Below are 17,435 nucleotides of genomic sequence, written 5' to 3'. Positions count from 1 at the left end.
GGGGCGGCGTGCCCGGGTCCCTGATGTGTGCCCTGTGCTGAGGGGCGGCGGGGGACAAGGCGACGAGGGGGACAAGGAAGAGGGGGCAGAACGCCGACCGTGATTCCACGATCCACGTCCGGCCCCCGGGTTCGCGGCCTGGACTTACTTGCCGATGCCGGCGCGGGTGGCCAGCTGCTGGGCCGCCGCCGCTGCTCCGGCGCTGTTCTTGGTGGCGACCAGCTGGTCAATCACGGCCCCGAAGGCGCTGGTAAAGCTCTCGGGGGCGACCGCGCCGTGGGCCATGGAGCCCACGATCTTGCTGTTCTTCCAGTCGGTGGCCGCGCTGCGCGAGTAGGTGTTGTACTTGCTCAGGTCGCTGTCGGTGCGCGCGGCGATGCTGCCCTTGAGGGGGTTGAAGGTGTCCTGGCCCTGCTTGCTGCCCAGGACCTTGAGCCACGCGATGGCCTCGGCGCGGTCCTTGGCCCCCTTGGGCAGCCCGAAGGAATCCGCGAGCATCACGAAGGTCTTGGCCGTGCCGGGAGCGGTGGCCCAGCCGAAGCCCTTGCCGGGTTCCAGTTTCTTGGTGGTGGTGAAGTACCCGGCCGCCCAGTCGCCCATGACGTTGAAGGCACTCTGGCCGCTGACGACGCGGTCACTGGCCTGCTGCCAGCTCAGGCCCGAGGCGTCCTTGTTGGCGCAGTCCATGACCTTGTTGAAGGTGGTGAACGCCGCCACCACTTTGGGATCGGTGAACTTGAGCTTGCCGTTCCACAGGTTCTCCCAGTTCTGGGCCCCCAGCGTGCCGACCATCACGTTTTCCCACAGGTGCTGCTGGGTCCAGTTCTCGCCCACGACCAGCGGCGCGGCCACGCCCTTGGACTTGAGGGTCGCGCAGGTGCTCAGGAATTCCGGCCAGGTCTTGGGCACGGACACGCCCCATTCCTTGAGCTTGGCGGGGTTGTACCACAGCACGTTGCTGCGGTGAACGTTGACCGGCACGCTCCAGATGCCCTTATCGGTCGAGATCAGCTTGACCACGTCGGCGGGGAAGACCTTGTTCCACCCCTCGGACTGAAACAGGCTGCTCAGGTCCTCCATGCGGTTGGCGACGACCCAGGTGCCGATGAGTTCCTGCCCGGCGTGCGCCTGGAAGGAATCGGGGGGCGTGCCGCCCAGCATGCGGGTCTTGAGCACCGCCTTGGCGTTGGTGCCCGCACCGCCCGACACGGTGGCGTTGTCCACGGTCACGCTGGGGTACTTCTGCTTGTACAGCTTGATCAGGGCTTCCAGGGCGGGACCTTCATCTCCGGACCACCACGAGAAGATCTCCAGCTTTCCAGCGGCCAGGGCGCTGGACGTGGTGGCGAGGGCGGCGACGATCAGCAGGGCTTTTTTCATGATTCCTCCACAGAGAAAGGGGTGATCTGTGTGTTTGACTACAAGTTTAACGGGAAGGGCCGGGGGCCGGGTTAGAGGAGGCCCGGCGGGGGCGGCGCGCGGCTCGCCGCCCCCTCGCGGATGGGGGTGGGCGCCGCGCCGCCCGAGACCGGGGCCACTGGACCGTCCAGCGCTCCGGCGTTCCGGGCGATGCGGTACAGGAGGGGCAGCCCCCGCGGCGTGAGCAGGTGGTCGAGCATCATGGCCCCCGCTCCCAGCACGCCGACCTCGCTGCCCAGGGTGCCCAGCGCAATGCACGTGCGGTCGGCGTTGATGCGCATGGTGCGGGCCCACGCGCTGGTCTGGATGGCGTCCAGAAAGACCTCGCCGGCCTGTGCCAGCCGGCCCCCGATCACCACGGCCTGGGGATTGAAGAGGTTCAGCAGGGTGCTGACTGCCACCCCCAAGTGGTGTCCGGTTTCCTGCCACACGGTCTGGGCCAGCGGATCGCTGCCGGCGTGGACCAGCAGGTCGCTCAGGGTCACCGGCGCGGACAGGTCCGTCGCGTGTCCGGCGGCGCGCAGGCGTTCGGCGAGGGCCGGCAGCACCTGGGCCGCGGCGTAGCTTTCCAGACTGCCGGGAGTGCCGCTGCGGCCCACCGGTCCGTGTTCGTTGATGCTGATGTGCCCGATCTCGCCGGCCCCGCCGCGGACGCCGCGGTGCAGTTGCCCGCCCAGCAGGATGCCCGCGCCGATGCCGGTGGCCGCCTTGATGTAGATCAGGTCGCTCAGGCCCGGGTGGGTTCCGAACCGGGCCTCGGCCAGCGCGCCCAGGTTGGCGTCGTTGTCCACCAGCGTGGGAATGCCGAGAACCCGGCGCAGGCCCTCGCCCACGTTCTCGCCGTCCCAGCCGGGCATGTTGGGCGGCTGCACCACCCGGCCGGTGCCGTGGTCCACCGGGCCGGGCACGCCCACTCCCACCAGTGCGGCTCCCGCGGCCCCAACCCCGGCCTCGGCCATCACCTCCGCGGCGAGTTCGGCGAGCAGCGCATAGGTGGCCTGCGGCCCCCGGGTGATGTCGTGCGGGCGGCTGCGGGTCGCCAGGCTGCGGCAGCGCAGGTCCAGCACATCTACCCGGGCGTGGCTGGCCCCCAGATCAACGGCAATCAGCGCGGCGGCGCGGGCATTCAGGCGCAGCAACGTGGCGCGGCGGCCCACGCTGCCGTCCTCCCGGCGGCCTCCCTCCTGCACCAGCCCCGCGCCCAGCAGTTCGGCCACGATGTTACCGATGGCGCTGCGCGACAGCCCCAGCTCGCGGGCGATGTCCACCCGGGCGCACTCGCCATCCCACAGCCGCCGCAGCAGCAGCAGCGTATGCCGCGTGCGGATGGCCGCAAGATCCAGCGTGTCGGTGTGCGGGGAACGGGACAGGGGAGACCTCGGGAACAGCAGAAGGGGGCCACGGGGACAAAAGGGCTCGGGTCGGCAGTGCGGGCGGCGCAGTGAATTGTGAGGACGAAGGGTGGTACTGCTCATGCTGCGCTTCGCTGTTTGGTTTGTCAAGTGAGCGAACTAAGGCGGAGCGCTGGCCCAGTGAAGCAAAGAAACCGGCGCGGGGGAGGCTCCGGCCGTGTGCCGGCAGCAGGCCGCCCCGGGGTGCTGTGCTGGGTTCCGGGCGAAAAGCAGGCCGTACACTACCCGCCATGACCCGAGAAGCAGACAAGTCCATCGCCCCCGACGACCGCGCGCGGCTGGATCAGGTATTCATGCAGGTGGTCCTCGATGTTCAGGCACAGGTGCAGGCCACTCGGCCCGCGCAGGCGGGCAACCTGGCCGCCATGTTCCACAAGGAAACGGTGGGAGACGCCCTGCAGGGATGCGCCATGCTGATCGCGGGCTGGAACCAGAACCGCATTGATGGAGCAGGCCTGGGCCGCACGGTCAAGGCCCTGCGCGCCCTGGAATTGGGTGAGCTGGCAACCCGCATGGAAAAGCTGCGCCGGATTGATGAGGAGCACGCCGGAGCCTAGGAGCTGTTCAGCGTTCTGGCGGCGCTCCGTTCGGGTCGGTGTCCAGCAGGGCAGCCTTGCCCAGCGCCTGCCACTCGTCGGGTCCTTCCAGCAGGGGCCGGAGCCCACGCAGGTAGGCGGCCTGCGCGATCAGGTAGGCGCTCAGCGGAGTGGTCAGAAACTGAAAGAGCAACACAGCGATCAAGCGGGTCAGCGCCTCGGTCTGGGCGAACTCCAGTGCCACCCCCAGAAAGATGCCGGCCGACCCCAGCGTGACCAGCTTGCTGCTCGCGTGCAGCCGCGAGTACAGGTCCGGAAAGCGCATCAGCCCGATGGCGGCCGACAGCACGAAAAAGGCGCCCAGCAGAATAGGAATGTCGCGGGCAGGCACGAAGTCGTTCATGCGGCCCCCCGGCCCGGCCCGCGCTCAGGCCCGCTCACTTCATCACCCGGCCGAGCAGCAGGTAGCGGGTCAGCGCCACGGTGCTCAGAAATCCCAGCAGGCTCAGGACCAGCGCGGCGTCGAGCATCACGATCAGGCGGGTCTTGACGGCGATCAGCGCAATCAGCACGACCAGATTCACGCTCAGAAAGTCAAAGGCCATGATGCGGTCGCCCCAGCTGGGGCCGCGCAGCACGCGCACCGTGACGAGCAGAACCGACAGCGTGACGATGCCCAGGGCCAGGTTGATGATCATGCGGACTCCTCCGGGGCGGCGCTCTGGCCATACAGCGGCAGCAGGGCGTCCTCGACCTTGCGGACGCTGGCGCGGGCGGCGCGCGCACTGTTCAGGCCGATGGTGTGGGCATACAGCACGGTGCGCTCGGGATTGAAGCCCATCGCCACCGAGCCGGGCATCAGGGTGATGGTGGCGGCGAGCAGCGTCTGGGCACTGTCGCCGCGCAGCCGCAGCGGATAGGCGACGATCATGGGATGCAGCGGGGGGTGACGGCGCAGCGCGAACAGCGCGACCTGCACGTTCGCCACCGTCAGCTCGCGCGCGAAGAACCCCGCGAAACGCACGGCGGCCAGCGCGCGCTGGACATACCCGCCGGTGCCCAGCGACAGTGGAAACACGCTCAGGATCAGGAAGCCCAGCAGAAAGCCGACCGCCAGCTCGCGCAGGCTGAATTCCCCCACGAACAGCGTCCAGACCAGGGCGAGCAGGATGTTCAGGGCCAGGCCCCTCATGGCGGTCCCTCCGGAAGCGGGGTGTGGCCGTCCTTGGGCTGCTGCACCTCGTCTCCCTTGGGGCGGGCGGGCAGGTCCACCGGCCGGCTCCCCAGCACGCCCAGGATATAGCGGGTGTTGTTCTTCAGTTCGTCGGCGGTGGCCCCGGCGTAGCCCAGCAGTGGCCCGGCGAACACGGCCAGCGCGGCCACCAGCGCCGAGGCCAGATAGGCGGGCAGGCGCTCGGCCCACGGCACAGCCCCCACCGGATTCTCGCGGGGGCGGCGGCCCCAGAAAAAGCCCCGCCACACGTTCAGCAGGGCGTACAGCGTGATCAGGCTCGACAGCAGCGCGCTTCCCACGGCCACCCCGGCCAGGACGGAGCCCTGTTCCAGCCCGGCACGCACCAGGCCATATTTGGCCACGAAGCCCGCCGTGGGCGGCAGGCCCGCCACGGTGAGCGCACACAGCAAAAAGCACGCGGCGAGCAGCGGCAACACATCGATAAAGCCGCGCGTCCGCACCAGGCGGCTGCGGCCCGCCTGCTCGGCCACGGCGGCGATCAGGAACAGCGCCAGGGTCACGGCCACGCTGACCGCCAGGTACGCCAAGCTGGCCCGCAGCGCGCCGGGCGTGCCCAGCCCCAGCCCAAAAGCCAGGTAGCCCACCGAGCCGACCACCGTGAACGACAGGATGCGCCGCCACTCGCGCTGGCTGAGGGCCCCCAGCGCGCCGTACAGCATGGTCACGGCTCCCAGGATCAGCAGCAGCGTGTTGGGCAGGTCCGGGTCCTGGTTAAAGACGGTGGTGAAGACCCGGATCAGGGCGTACAGACCCACCTTGGTGAGCACTGCGGCGAAGAACGCGCCGGTGGCGTGGGGCAGCGCCGGATAGGTGCCCGGCAGCCAGAAGCCCAGCGGAAACAGCGCTCCCTTGGCCGCGAAGACGATCAGGAGCAGCACGCCCACGGCGGTGACGGTGGCGTTCGGTCCCAGCGCCGCGCTGCGCTGCGCGAGGTGCGCGAAGTTCAGCGTGCCCAGCGTGCCGTAGGCCAGCCCGCAGGCGACCACCAGCAGCGCCGAGGCCGACAGGTTCATCACGATGTATCGGAAACCCTCGCGCAGTTGCTCGCGGGTGGAGCCGAGCACGGCCAGAGCGTAGCTGGCGACCAGCATGACCTCGAAGGCCACGAACAGGTTGAACAGGTCGCCGGTCAGGAAGGACAGCTGCACCCCCGCGAACAGGAACGAGGTCAGCGCGAAGGAATGGTGCTTCTCACGAACCGGGTCGGGCCGCGCGGCCATCAGCCACACCGTGAACACCCCGCACCCGGCGGCCAGAACGCTCATGAACGATCCCAGACGGTCGGCGGTCATGACGATGCCAAAGGGCGCCGGCCAGCCGCCCAGCTCGCTGACCAGCACCGCGCCGCCTGCGGTAACGCCGAGCAGACTCAGCCCGAACAGCAGCGTCAGCACTGCCGAGGCCAGGGCCACGGCCACCTGCCACCCACGCCGCATGGGAGCGAGCAGCAGCACGCCCAGGCCCAGCGGCGTCAGGATCGGGGCCAGCGGCAGCGCGGAGAGCATGATGCCGCTCATGACCGGGCCTCATGATCGGCTTCCGGCTGGTCGGGACTGAGGTGTTCGGGGTCGGCGTACTGGCCGTCGGGGGCGTCGGGGTTGCGGGCCAGGCCGTCGCCGAAGGCCTCCACATCGTCGTGCCCGGCAACCTGATAGGCCCGCAGCGCCACCGTGAGCAGCAGCGCCGTGGTGCCGAAGCCGATCACGATGGCGGTCAGGACCAGGGCCTGCGGCAGCGGGTCCACGTAGGGGCCGGCCAGGGTCAGCAGCGGCGGAGCCTCGTCGCGCAGACCCGCCACGGTCAGAATCGCCAGATTCACCCCGTAAGCGATGAAGGCGAGCCCCAGCACCACCCGGATGATGGTGCGCGACAGCAGCAAAAACACGCCGGCCGCCACCAGCACGCCGACGAGGACAGCAAACAACGATTCCATTACAGGGCCTCCGGGGGAGCGGGAACTCCGGGTGGGCAGGGGAGAGGGCGTGAAACACGGCAGGGGACCGCCTTTCTCTGCTCCGCATCCACGTTCTGCCGCCATGCTGCGCTCCTCATCCGTCTCCCTCCACCCGCTCGTTCGGCTGGACGTCGATCAGGGCGTAGGCCAGCGACAGCCCCGCGCCCACCACCACGAGGTAGACCCCCAGGTCGAAGAACAGGGCGGTCGCCCACTCGAACTCGCCCGTCAGAGCAGTGGTGACGTAGCCGTAATCGCTTTTCAGGAAAGGCAGGCCCAGCAGGTAGGGGACCAGGCCGGTGGTCAGCGACAGGGCCAGCCCCCAGGGAACCAGCTTGGCCGGATTGAGACGCAGGGCGCTTTGGTTGTTGGCAATGCGGTGCAGGATCAGCGCGCACACGGTCATCAGGCCCGCGATGAAGCCCCCACCCGGCGCGTTGTGCCCGCGCCACAGCAGCAGCAGCGCGAACAGCATCACCAGGGCAAAGGCCGCCCGGCTGATGGTTCTCAGGATGGGATCGTGAAGCAGCAGGTCGCCGGGCCGGGGCGGGGCGGGACGGGACGGGTGGGTCGGTCGGGAACGTTTGGGCATTACCGGCGCACCTCCTGATCGGTGGGGGAGGGCTGATTGTTGATGGGGCGAACGGGGATGGTCCGGTTCGGCGACTGCCGGTCGGTATCGGTCTCGGTGGGGGCGCGTCCCCGGCGGCCCAGGCGCACCAGGCTGCCCACCGCCAGGGCCACCACCGCCACCACCACGATCTCGCCCAGGGTGTCAAAGCCCCGGAAGTCCACCAGAATCACGTTCACCACGTTCTTGCCGCCGCCACCTTTATAGGCATTTTCCAGGTAGTACGGCGAGATGGGCGGAGCCAGAAAGCGCAGGCTGGCCAGAATCAGCAGGGTGGCTCCCACCCCCGATGCCCCGGCGAGGACCACGTCCACGGCGTAGCGCGAGCGCCGCCGCGGCAGGTCGCGGATGCCGGGCAGGTACTGAAAGACGAGCAGGAACAGAATGACCGTCACGGCCTCGATCAGCAGCTGGGTCAGGGCCAAGTCCGGAGCGCGCATGGCGAGAAAGGCGGCGGCGCTGCCGAAGCCGGTCAGGCCGGTGAGAATCACGGCGGTCAGGCGGTTGCGCGAGAGCAGCACGCCCATGGCCCCCGCCACCAGCAGCACGGCGATGGGCAGCACGCTGGGGGGCAGCGTTCCGAACGGCTGGAACACCTGTGGCGCGCGCCACACCGCGTACCCGCCCATGAGGCCGGCGGCGGCCAGCGTGATTCGCAACTGGTCGGGCAGTGCCAGCCCCTGCGTCCGCGTGATCAGGGCCGAGGCGAAGGTGCCCAGGCCGCGCAGCAGCGCCCGGTAGCCGCCGTTGGAACTGATCGGCAATTCCAGGCGCAGTTGCAGCGCGTATACCCGCGCCGACTGCCACACCAGCGCCGCTCCCAGGGCCCAGGTGATCAGCGTGGCGATCAGGGCGGGCGTGACTCCGTGCCACAGGTACAGGTGGCCGCCGTATCCGGCGAAGTCCAACGCTGCGCCCACCCGGCGGGTCAGCCACTCGGTGCTCTGCGGCCACACACCGAACAGCAGCGCGCCGGCGGCGAGCAGCGCGGGGGGCAGCAGCAGCCCGGGTCCCGCCTCATGAACGTCCGCCTTCAGGGACCGGCCGCCGTCGTCCACGGGTGCGCGGTAGGAACCGAAGAAAATGGCCACCAGCCGCGCCGAGTAGGCCAGGGTCAGGGCACTGCCCAGCACGGCCACGGCGATAAAGGCGGGGCCAGCGTGCAGCATCGCCTCGTAGAACAGCTCCTTGGAGATAAAGCCGCCCAGCGGCGGCAATCCGGCCATGCTCAGGGCGGCCAGACCTGCGAGCACGAACGTGATGGGCAGCTTGCGGCGCAGCCCCGAGAGCTGGGAGACCTCGCGCGTGCCGGTTTCATGGTCGATGATTCCCACCACGAAGAACAGCGCCGCCTTGAAGGCCGCGTGGTTGAGCAGGTGGGTGGTGGCGGCAAAGCGGCCCTCCGCGTCGGCCAGGCCGTACAGCGCCATCAGCAAGCCCAGCTGCGACACCGTGGAGTACGCGAGCAGCGCCTTGAGGTCGGTCTGTTTCAGGGCGCGCCATGAGCCCCAGAACAGCGTCGCCAGTCCCAGCGGCACGATGATGCCCGCCCACAGCGCGCTGCTTCCAAAGATCAGCCCGAACTTGGCAACCAGCACCACACCTGCCTTGACCATGGTCGCCGAGTGCAGAAAGGCCGAGACCGGCGTGGGCGCTTCCATGGCGGTGGGCAGCCACAGATGAAAGGGCAGCTGGGCACTCTTGGTAAAGGCCGCGAGCAGGGTCAGCAGCAGCGCCGGAACGAACAGCGGCGAGGCGCGCACCGCTTCCAGGTCCAGCTCCGAGAGCAGGGTGCTGCCGCCGGCCATCGAGAGCAGCGCCACGGCGGCGAGCAGCCCCAGCCCGCCCAGCGCACTGATCAGAAAGGCCTTGACCGCTCCGTCACGCGCTTCGCTGCGGGTGTGCCACAGTCCGATCAGCAGGAAGCTGGTCACGCTGGTCATCTCCCAGAAGCCGAACAGGGCGATCAGGTTGTCGCTGAGCACCAGCCCGAGCATCGAACCTCCGAACAGGAGCAGATAGGGATAGAAGCGCCCGAAACGTTCGCGGGGCGACAGGTAGGCCACCGAGTACAGCGAGGCCAGCGTTCCGATCACGCCGATCAGGACGGCAAACAGCAGCGAGAATCCGTCGCCCCGGAAGACCAGGTTCAACCCCAGTTCGGGCACCCAGGGTGTGTTCTGGCTGAGGGCTGTGCCGCCCGGTTCCACGCTGGAACCGGCCAGCGGAGCGGCGAGCAGCAGCGCCGGCACGAAGGCCAGGGCCGCGAGGTAGCCGGTCCGGCGGCCCAGCGGCCGGGCGAGCCACGCACACAGCGCGGCCATCACGAAAGGCAGCAGGACGGCGAGGGTCATGGCCTGGGGGGAAGAGGGGTGAGGAAGGCGGGCATGCGGCCTCTATCAGACCACACTGCGTGTGGGTGCTGCGGTCTGCCGTCCTACCGTCTGCGGCGCAGCGTGTATTTCTCGCAGGTGCGCCCCACCCCGCCTAGACGGCCCGCGCTGCGCCCCACCCCGGCCCCGTACACTGCCCGCATGACCTTCACAGGCGCGTTTTTTTATTGGCCCCGCTGTTTCCGGGCCTAGCGTCGCGCTGTTTTCCGACCCCCTCACCGCCCGGTGCAGCCCCAGAGGCCCCGGGCGGTGTTCGCGTTACGCCCCACAGAACAGTCTTCAGGAGAATCCCATGACCCAGTTGCCCGAGACGGCCCAGTTGCCCGAAACCCAGCCCCTTTCCACCCCCGCCACGCAGACCCCGGCCCCCAGCCGCACCGAGAACCTCAAGGTCTCGGGGTTCACGCCGCTGCCCACGCCGCGTGAACTCAAGGCGGCGCTGCCCCTGACCCGGGAAGCCGAGCGCACGGTGCTCGCGGGCCGCCGGGCGGCGCAGGCCATCTTGCACGGCGAGGACGAGCGCCTGCTGGTGGTGGTGGGGCCATGCAGCATTCACGACTACAGCGCGGCCGTGGCCTACGCCCGCCGCCTGGCCGGGCTGCGCGAGCGGGTGAAGGACACCCTGGAAGTCCAGATGCGCGTGTACGTGGACAAGCCGCGCACCACGGTAGGCTGGCGCGGCTACCTGATGGACCCCGACATGACCGGCGCCAACGATGTGGGCCGCGGCCTGGCCCTGACCCGGCAGCTGATGCTGGAGGTGGGCGAACTGGGCCTGCCGGTCGCCACCGAACTGCTCGACCCCTTCGCGCCGCAGTACCTGTTCGATGCGGTGGCGTGGGCGTGTCTGGGGGCCCGGACCACCGAGTCGCAGACCCACCGGGTCATGGCCAGTGCGGTCAGCGCCCCGATGGGCTTCAAGAACGGCACCGGCGGCGGGCTCAAGCTGGCGGTGGACGCCATTGTGGCTGCCGCGCACCCGCACGCCTTCTTCACCGTGGATGACGATGGGCGCGCGTGCATCGTTCATACGCGCGGCAATCCGGACGGCCACATCATCCTGCGCGGCGGCCGGAACGGTCCCAACTACGCTCCGCAGTTCGTGAGCGAGGCGGCCGCCCTGATGACGGCGGCGGGTCTGGAGGCGGCGGTGATGGTGGACTGCTCGCATGCCAACAGCGGCAGTGATTTCCGGCGCCAGCAGCTGGTGTGGCGTGACGTGTTGCACCAGCGTCTCGCGGGGCAGCGGGCGCTGCGCGGCCTGATGATCGAGAGCAATCTGGAACCGGGCAAGCAGAGCATTCCGGCCGACCTGACCGAGCTGCAGCCCGGCGTGAGCGTCACCGACGGCTGCGTGGGTTGGGCCGAGACCGAGGAACTGTTGCTGGAGGCCCACGCGGCGCTGGCACGGTAGGGCGCTGGCCGCATGCTGGAAGGGACCGCTCCGTCTTGTCTTTAAAGGCCCACCTCTAAAGACAGTCTTCTGCCGCTTCTTGTGTTTCGCCGCCGGGCCTGCGCCAGACTGCGGGGGATGAGAATGATCCTGATGGGGGTGTCGGGCAGCGGCAAGACGGCGCTGGGCCACGCGCTGTCTGCCCGCACCGGCTGGCCCTTTCTGGACGGCGACGATTTTCACACGCCCGCAGCGAAGGCCAAAATGGCTGCCGGAGAGGGTCTGACGGACGCCGACCGCGCGCCTTGGCTGGCCCGCCTGCGCGCCGAACTGCTCGCCCTGCCGCGGGTGATTCTGGCGTGCTCTTCGTTGCGGCACAGTTACCGCGACGTGCTGCGCGTGCCGGGGGCGCAGTTCGTTTTCCTGCACGTTCCAGCCGAACTGCTGGCGGCCCGCCTGCGGCACCGGTCGGGCCATTACGCCCACCTGGATCTGCTGCCTTCTCAGCTGCAGACCCTGGAATTGCCGGGACCGGACGAGGCCGACGTCCTGACCCTGCATGTCACCTCGCAGGACGCCCCGGACGATCTGGCGCAACGGGTGCTGGCCGGACTGGAGGTGGACCATGCCCGGCAGAACTGAAAAGAAGGCCTTTGGCGGAGGACGTCCGCCCTCCGAGCGGGCGAGCAAGGTATGCGCGGTGTGCGGCCGGCCCTTTTCGTGGCGCAAGAAGTGGGAGCGTGACTGGGAGAACGTACGCTACTGCTCGGACCGCTGCCGCGCCGCCGCGAAGACTGCCACCCCGGAGAACCGGGCATGAGCGGGTTGCCCCGGCCCACCTACGGTCTGGTGTGCATGACGGTGGGGCCGGAGGTGCGCTTCCGCACGGTCACCCTGAGCCGTTACCGCGCCCTGTCGCCCGCCGAGCGCGAGGCCAAACTGCTTGACCTGTACACCGACAACATTGCCCGGCTGCGCGGGGCCGCCGAATTCTGTGCGGCGCGCGGCATCCGCCTGTACCGCATGAGTTCCAGTCTGTTTCCCATGCTGGATCTGGAGGGCGACGACACCGGCGCGGCGGTCCTGGCCTCGCTCGCCCCCTCACTGCGCGGGGCGGGGGAGGCGTTTACCACGCGCGGCATCCGCGTGCTGATCCATCCCGAGCAGTTCATCGTGCTGAACAGTGACCGCCCCGAGGTGCGCGCCCGCAGCGTTCATGCCCTGATCGCGCACGCCCGCGTGATGGACGGCCTGGGCCTGGAGCGCAGTCCGTGGAACCTGCTGCTGCTGCACGGGGGCAAGGGAGGGCGCGCCGCCGAACTGACGGCCGTCATTCCTGACCTGCCCGACGGCGTGCGCCTGCGCCTGGGCCTGGAAAACGACGAACGCGCCTACGGCCCCGCCGACCTGCTGCCGGTCTGTCAGGCAGCGGGCCTGCCGCTTGTCTATGACGCCCACCACCACGTCGTCCACGACAAACTGCCCGATCAGGACGATCCCGCCGTGCGCGAATGGGTCCTGCGGGCGCGGGAGACCTGGACGCCGCCAGAGTGGCAGGTGGTTCACCTGTCCAACGGCATCGAGGGGCCGCATGACCGCCGCCACAGCCACCTGATCACGCATCTGCCGTCTGCCTACTTCGACGTGCCGTGGATTGAGGTGGAGGCCAAGGGCAAGGAGGAGGCGGTGGGCGCGTTGATGGGGAAAGCCGGAGCGTAGGGTGCCCAGCGGCCACATTCCGGCTGGCCGGTCGCGCTACCCTGCTCGGCGTGAATGTCGTCGTGTTCGACCTGGAAACCACGGGCCTCTCGCCGGAGCGCGACGCGGTGGTGGAAATCGGCGCGGTGCGCATCATTGACGGCCGCGTGGAGGAGACCCAGAAGTTCGAGACCCTGGTGCGGCCCACCACCGCGGCGGGCGAGCCCCTGCTGATTCCCTGGCGTGCCCAGCAGGTTCACGGCATCAGCAACGACATGGTCCGGGACGCGCCGCACATGGCCGAGGTGCTGCCCGCGTTTCTGGAGTTCGTGGGCCCCTCGGCGGTGGTCGCGCACAACATCGGCTTTGACGGCGGCTTCATGCGGGCCAATGCCCGGCGTCACGGTCTGGAGTGGCGGCCAGCGGCGGAGTACTGCACCGTGCAGCTCTCACGCCGCGCCTTTCCCAGGGAGCGGGCCCACAACCTGACGGTGCTCGCCGAGCGGCTGGGCCTGAGTTTCGCCCCCGGCGGACGCCACCGCAGCTACGGCGACGTGCAGGTCACGGCGCAGGCCTATCTGCGGTTGCTGGAACTGCTGCGGGTCGGGGCCTAGGGAGGAGGCCAGAGTGACCGGGGGCCCAGGCCTCCGGGGAAGGGAACAGTTCCGGGTTGCTGCTCCTGGAGGCTGCCTGCGGTTATTGCGGTGTCTGGACCAGTCCCAGCCCCACGTCCAGCCGGTCCACGTCCGCCACCAGGGGTTCCCGGGTGGCGCTCGCCTTGAGGCGGGTGTCGATGGTCTCGCGGGTCAGGTCGTCCGCCGCGATCAGCCGCTCGAACCACAGCGCCGCGACACCGGCGACGTGGGGAGTTGCCATGCTCGTGCCGCTCATGCGGGTCAGGCCGCCGCCTGCTTTGGCCGACACGATGTCCACTCCGGGGCCGCTGAAGGTCGCGCCGGTGTTGGAAAAGGGAGCGACCTTCAGGTCCTGACGCGGAGCGCCGTTCTGGCCCTGCCCCAGCGCCGCCACCGAGAGAAAGCCGGCGGCGGTGGCGGGCGGGGCCACCCCGACCTCCCAGTCCGGGTTCTGCTGGCGGCGGCTCTCGTTGCCGGCGGCGGCAATCAGCAGGGTGGGGGTGGCGTCTCCGCCCAGGGCGCGGGCGTAGCTCGCGAGCGCGGCGAACAGCTCGAGGTTGGCGCGGTAGTCCAGCAGCGCCTGTGAGGTGGCCAGCTCGGCCGGCAATCCGCGCCGGATCAGCTCGGCCACCCGACCGGGAAAGTCCATGCCCAGTGACATGCTCATCACATGGGCGCGCAGGCCCACCGCCCAGGTCAGCGCGCGGGCGATGCCCTCACTGCTGCCGCTGCCGTCGGCGCCGAGCACCCGTCCGATCAGCGCCCGCTCCACGCCGGGGGCCACGCCGATGCGCCGCCCGTCGACCTCGCGTCCAAAGATGGTGCCGGCGCAGTGCGTGCCGTGGCCCTCGGCATCCACCCCACCATCCTGGTCCCCGCCCGGCAGGGTGAAGTCGCGCCGGATCAATTCGACGCCCGCAAAGGCCGGGTGCTCGGGATCAATGCCCGTGTCGAGAACGGCGACGGTCACGCCACGGCCGCTGTGGGGGCTGGAGTCGGCCCGCACTGCCCGCACCCCCCAGGTCGGGCCGTCGGCCTGCACGTCCACGGCCTCCGAGCGCCGCACCGGGCGAATCAGGCGCATGGGGATGCTCGGCGCGGCCGAGCGCACCGCCGACTCCTGCAGCAGTTCAGGCCATGCGCGGCGGTCCAGGGTCTGAACCTCCAGCCGCAGGGGAGTGGGCGCAGGAACGCCCGAGCGCTCCAGCCCCAGCTCTGCGCGCCGTTCGGCGGCGTCGGCCCGGTTGCCAGTCAAGGTGTCGGCGAGGGCGGTGTCGGCAAGAGAAGTGTAGGTGGACGTGGCGGTGTCCTGTCGCAGGACGATAAAACGATCTTTCTGCATCTGACCCCCAGATGCCCCAGTGTAGGCGCAGAAGATGAATTCTGTCTTGGTGCTAAAAACCCCGGAAAATATGTTCCGGGCGAAAGGGGGTGCAGTCCCCGTACCTAACGGATCGCCGTGCCGCGCGGTACGAAGACGATGGCGTTGGGCACCGGGCGGCTCCAGACGGTGTTGAGGTACGCGCCCAGGTCGGCGTAGCCGCCGCGCAGGTAGGCCGTCGCGCTGCTGCCGCTGTCCATGCGCACGGCGTCGCGCACGCCGGCCCCGGCCAGCGCAGCGGCAAAGGCCTCGGGGGTTCCGAAATCGAAGTAGGCAATGGTGGGCTGGCCGTTCAGAACCCCCAGCGCCGACTGCCGGGTCGGCCGCCAGATGCTGCCCGCCGTATTGAAACCCTCGCGGCGGGGATCGATGGCAACCTTGCCCCCCTGCACGAGCAGCGGCCCCGCGCTCAGGGCGTCCACGGCGCTGTCCCAGGGAGCGTCGGTGGCCTGCCAGTTCAGGGTGACCTTCAGGGGAGCGCCGGCCACCCGGGGCAGCGCCGGAAAGCGGGCCGGGTCGAAGGTCAGCGCGAGCATCCCGGCGGGCGGGATGATCTGGCCGCTCACGGCGCGCGTGACGGCGGCGCTGCCGGGAGAGACGAGCAGGGTGGTCAGTGTGCCCGCGCCCACCGGGGTGCGCCCGTCGCCCACGAAGGCGGTCAGCAGGCTGGCGTCGGGCCGCGCCTTGACGCTGTTCACGGTGACGCTGCCAAACTCGGGACTGCTGAGGACATACCGCGGCCTCGGATAGCCGAACAGGGTCTGGCCCTGGGCCGTGAATCCCACGGTGGCCCGCCGTTCCAGGCTGCCGGCCGTCATCAGGCCGCCCACCGCCACCAGATCGACCGGCAGGCTGCTCGCCGGGTCAAAATAGCCGCCGTTGATCCCGGCCACCCCGGCGACCGACTTCACCAGTTCGGCCACGCCCAGCGCCCGGCCCGGCGGCGCACTGACCACCCGAGGCTGAAACAAGCCCGGGTCGAAGCTCAGCAACTTCAGGGCGCCGCGTTCGCGGTAGGTCACGCCCGGCGGCAGGGCGTCGGGATTCAGCGGTGGGGGCACCCCGGGGTCGGTGTGCGTGGTCGTGTCGATCACCACGCGGTAGGGGTCCTCCAGCGTGAAGATCTCGCTGCGGCCCCCCCCGGTCGTGAGGTGCATGACCGCGCCGCTGCCCAACTGCCGCAGGCTCAGGGTGTCTCCTGAGGGCAGCCGCTGCTCGCTGGCCTGCACGGTAACGCCGGGCAGCGTGACGCTCAGGCCGCCGGCCTCGCGCGCCACGGACTGCGGAGCCGGGGCGCTGAGTTCCAGCACCACCCGCTGCACCTCCACCGTGCGGTACAGCGTGCGGCTGACCCGCACAGTATCCAGATGGGCCACCACCGGTACGTTCAGGGTGGGCGCGGCGGGCGGCACAGGAAGCGCCGGTGCAGGGGCCGCGGGTGCCGGTGGGTGGGGCAGGGTCGGGACCGCTGGGGCAACCGAGACGGCCGGGAGCACAGGAGCGGAGGGGGGAGGCGTGGGCGCCGGCACCCGTGGCCGGGGAGCAGTCACCGCAGCGCCCGCGCTCCCCGGACCGGAACCCGCCGTCTGTGCGGACGGATCCGAGGGGGGCAGGGTGTCCTGCGGCACGCTGACCGGCGCGGCGAAATCCAGCAGGCCGGGGGCATCGGCCAGGGTCCGCACGCCCAGCAGCTTCAAGGCGGCCAGCGGCACGTACAGGCTGACGCCCACCTGCTGCGGCGCGGCCAGCCGGCCGGTCCAGGCAAACCCCAGCGCCCGCCAGCCTGTGGCCGGGCTGTAGCGCAGTTCACGGGTGCCGAGCAGCAGCCGCAGGTCCTCGGGGTCGTTGCGGACCGAGACCCCCAGGCGCGGCAGCGTCCACACCGCCAGCATCTCGCCGCCGGGCAGCGTGCGCGTGTCCAGCGCGGCGGCCTGCGGCAATCCGGCGATGGCCACAGGCCGCGCACCGGCCCCGCTCGGCAGCGTTCCAAACACCAGTCCTCCGAGCAGCAGCGCCGCCCGTCTCCAGCTTTTCCCCGCGGTTCTCCGGCCAGACTTCACGCGGGCGAGTGTAACGCCTGAGCGCCCGCACCGGTCTGACCGCCCGCACACCGAGCGGTGGCCGGAGGCGCGGCTTTCTGTCTTTCTCCCACTGCCTTTACCTCGTCTGCCCCGCCCCGGTTTGTGCTGATTCTGTGCTGAATGCTGTTCATATACTGCTGCATGATCGAACCGTCACTGGCCCTCTATGGCGACGCTTACGCCCGCGTCGACGGCCACATTCAGGAGCTGCTGGACACCACCGGCGTGCGTTATGGCCTGCTGGTCGACCGCAAGGGCTTCGTGCTGTCTCACAAAGAAGCCCTGTGGGCCCCGCGCCCGCCCGCGCTGGACAGCGTCGCCACCCTGGTCGCCAGCAACGCCGCCGCCACCGCCGCGCTGGCGAACATGCTGGGCGAGCGCACCTTCAGCGAACAGATTCACCAAGGCGAGAACGGCACCCTGTACGTGGAATCGGTGGGCGATTCGGCGCTGCTTACCCTGATCTTCGACGTCAGCGTGCCGCTGGGCAAGGTCAAGGTCTATGCCAAGAAGACCGTCGCGCAGCTGAGCGCGATTCTCGAAGAGCTCAAGGACATTCCGCCGGTGCAGTTCACGGAGGACTTCAGCCACGGAGCCAGCGCCCTGCTCGACGACCTGCTGGGCTGAGCGGCCCTGCCCCGCCGCCC

At 69.8% G+C, this 17,435-nt stretch carries 18 protein-coding genes; 7 read left to right on the top strand and 11 right to left on the bottom strand.

Annotated elements, in window-relative coordinates; genetic code table 11:
* Positions 1-144: 144 nt before the first annotated feature.
* Together IEY21_RS10390 and IEY21_RS10385 are read right to left on the bottom strand one after the other, a co-directional pair.
* A complete protein-coding gene (locus tag IEY21_RS10390; protein ID WP_188904126.1) occupies positions 145-1,380 on the bottom strand; it encodes an ABC transporter substrate-binding protein in 1,236 nt (411 codons plus the stop codon).
* Between the two features lie 71 nt (positions 1,381-1,451).
* Positions 1,452-2,894 carry an ROK family transcriptional regulator gene (locus IEY21_RS10385; RefSeq protein WP_188904125.1) on the bottom strand — a complete coding sequence of 481 codons (1,443 nt, stop codon included), beginning with the start codon at positions 2,892-2,894 and terminating at the stop codon, positions 1,452-1,454.
* Positions 2,895-3,061: 167 nt separating this feature from the next.
* Between IEY21_RS10385 and IEY21_RS10380 the strand changes: the two genes are divergently transcribed.
* Complete coding sequence (locus tag IEY21_RS10380) at positions 3,062-3,388, top strand: hypothetical protein (protein ID WP_188904123.1); 327 nt, start codon at positions 3,062-3,064, stop codon at positions 3,386-3,388.
* A gap of 7 nt (positions 3,389-3,395) precedes the next feature.
* Here IEY21_RS10380 and mnhG read toward each other — a convergent pair whose 3' ends face one another.
* The 7 genes from mnhG to mbhE all read right to left on the bottom strand — a co-directional run bounded on the left by mnhG (position 3,396) and on the right by mbhE (position 9,561).
* Positions 3,396-3,770, bottom strand: a complete 375-nt coding sequence (mnhG, locus tag IEY21_RS10375) for a monovalent cation/H(+) antiporter subunit G (RefSeq protein ID WP_188904121.1) — start codon at positions 3,768-3,770, stop codon at positions 3,396-3,398.
* A 34-nt stretch (positions 3,771-3,804) separates the two neighbouring features.
* A complete protein-coding gene (locus tag IEY21_RS10370; protein WP_039682283.1) occupies positions 3,805-4,065 on the bottom strand; it encodes an MrpF/PhaF family protein in 261 nt (86 codons plus the stop codon).
* Complete coding sequence (locus IEY21_RS10365; RefSeq protein WP_188904119.1) at positions 4,062-4,559, bottom strand: Na+/H+ antiporter subunit E; 498 nt, start codon at positions 4,557-4,559, stop codon at positions 4,062-4,064. Before IEY21_RS10365 ends, IEY21_RS10370 begins: the two co-directional genes overlap by 4 nt.
* A complete protein-coding gene (locus IEY21_RS10360) occupies positions 4,556-6,139 on the bottom strand; it encodes a complex I subunit 5 family protein (RefSeq protein ID WP_188904117.1) in 1,584 nt (527 codons plus the stop codon). Before IEY21_RS10360 ends, IEY21_RS10365 begins: the two co-directional genes overlap by 4 nt.
* Positions 6,136-6,555: a Na+/H+ antiporter subunit C gene (locus tag IEY21_RS10355; protein ID WP_188904115.1), complete on the bottom strand. Its 420-nt coding sequence runs from the start codon at positions 6,553-6,555 to the stop codon at positions 6,136-6,138. Before IEY21_RS10355 ends, IEY21_RS10360 begins: the two co-directional genes overlap by 4 nt.
* 115 nt (positions 6,556-6,670) lie before the next feature.
* Complete coding sequence (locus tag IEY21_RS10350; RefSeq protein ID WP_188904113.1) at positions 6,671-7,168, bottom strand: Na(+)/H(+) antiporter subunit B; 498 nt, start codon at positions 7,166-7,168, stop codon at positions 6,671-6,673.
* Positions 7,168-9,561, bottom strand: coding sequence for a hydrogen gas-evolving membrane-bound hydrogenase subunit E (gene mbhE / locus IEY21_RS10345; protein WP_188904111.1), 2,394 nt, complete (start codon positions 9,559-9,561; stop codon positions 7,168-7,170). Before mbhE ends, IEY21_RS10350 begins: the two co-directional genes overlap by 1 nt.
* A 331-nt stretch (positions 9,562-9,892) precedes the next feature.
* On the opposite strand from mbhE, the gene IEY21_RS10340 reads away from it, so the two are divergent.
* The 5 genes from IEY21_RS10340 (at position 9,893) to IEY21_RS10320 (ending at position 13,305) form a co-directional block, all read left to right on the top strand.
* Positions 9,893-11,014 carry a 3-deoxy-7-phosphoheptulonate synthase gene (locus IEY21_RS10340; protein WP_188904109.1) on the top strand — a complete coding sequence of 374 codons (1,122 nt, stop codon included), beginning with the start codon at positions 9,893-9,895 and terminating at the stop codon, positions 11,012-11,014.
* Positions 11,015-11,131: 117 nt separating this feature from the next.
* Positions 11,132-11,635, top strand: a complete 504-nt coding sequence (locus IEY21_RS10335; RefSeq protein WP_188904107.1) for a gluconokinase — start codon at positions 11,132-11,134, stop codon at positions 11,633-11,635.
* Positions 11,619-11,813 carry a DUF2256 domain-containing protein gene (locus IEY21_RS10330; protein ID WP_188904105.1) on the top strand — a complete coding sequence of 65 codons (195 nt, stop codon included), beginning with the start codon at positions 11,619-11,621 and terminating at the stop codon, positions 11,811-11,813. Before IEY21_RS10335 ends, IEY21_RS10330 begins: the two co-directional genes overlap by 17 nt.
* Positions 11,810-12,712: a UV DNA damage repair endonuclease UvsE gene (gene uvsE, locus IEY21_RS10325; RefSeq protein ID WP_188904103.1), complete on the top strand. Its 903-nt coding sequence runs from the start codon at positions 11,810-11,812 to the stop codon at positions 12,710-12,712. The genes IEY21_RS10330 and uvsE overlap by 4 nt, the downstream gene beginning before the upstream one ends.
* Before the next feature lie 50 nt (positions 12,713-12,762).
* Positions 12,763-13,305, top strand: coding sequence for a 3'-5' exonuclease (locus tag IEY21_RS10320; RefSeq protein WP_188904101.1), 543 nt, complete (start codon positions 12,763-12,765; stop codon positions 13,303-13,305).
* An 82-nt stretch (positions 13,306-13,387) separates the two neighbouring features.
* Here IEY21_RS10320 and IEY21_RS10315 read toward each other — a convergent pair whose 3' ends face one another.
* Both IEY21_RS10315 and IEY21_RS10310 read right to left on the bottom strand, forming a co-directional pair.
* The gene (locus IEY21_RS10315; RefSeq protein ID WP_188904099.1) at positions 13,388-14,668 is read right to left on the bottom strand and encodes a S8 family peptidase; all 1,281 of its coding nucleotides are present in this window, start codon (positions 14,666-14,668) and stop codon (positions 13,388-13,390) included.
* Between the two features lie 104 nt (positions 14,669-14,772).
* Complete coding sequence (locus tag IEY21_RS10310) at positions 14,773-16,767, bottom strand: phosphodiester glycosidase family protein (RefSeq protein WP_308424835.1); 1,995 nt, start codon at positions 16,765-16,767, stop codon at positions 14,773-14,775.
* A gap of 162 nt (positions 16,768-16,929) precedes the next feature.
* Here IEY21_RS10310 and mglB point away from each other — a divergent pair, with 162 nt between their 5' ends.
* On the top strand, positions 16,930-17,415 hold the full coding sequence (gene mglB / locus IEY21_RS10305; protein WP_188904097.1) for a GTPase-activating protein MglB: 486 nt from the start codon (positions 16,930-16,932) through the stop codon (positions 17,413-17,415).
* Positions 17,416-17,435: the final 20 nt, after the last annotated feature.

Origin of the sequence: Deinococcus aerophilus (assembly GCF_014647075.1) — a bacterium.
GTDB classification, from domain to species: domain Bacteria; phylum Deinococcota; class Deinococci; order Deinococcales; family Deinococcaceae; genus Deinococcus; species Deinococcus aerophilus.
Note: the sequence above shows the minus strand (reverse complement) of the source record. Positions and strands in the feature narration are given on the sequence as shown.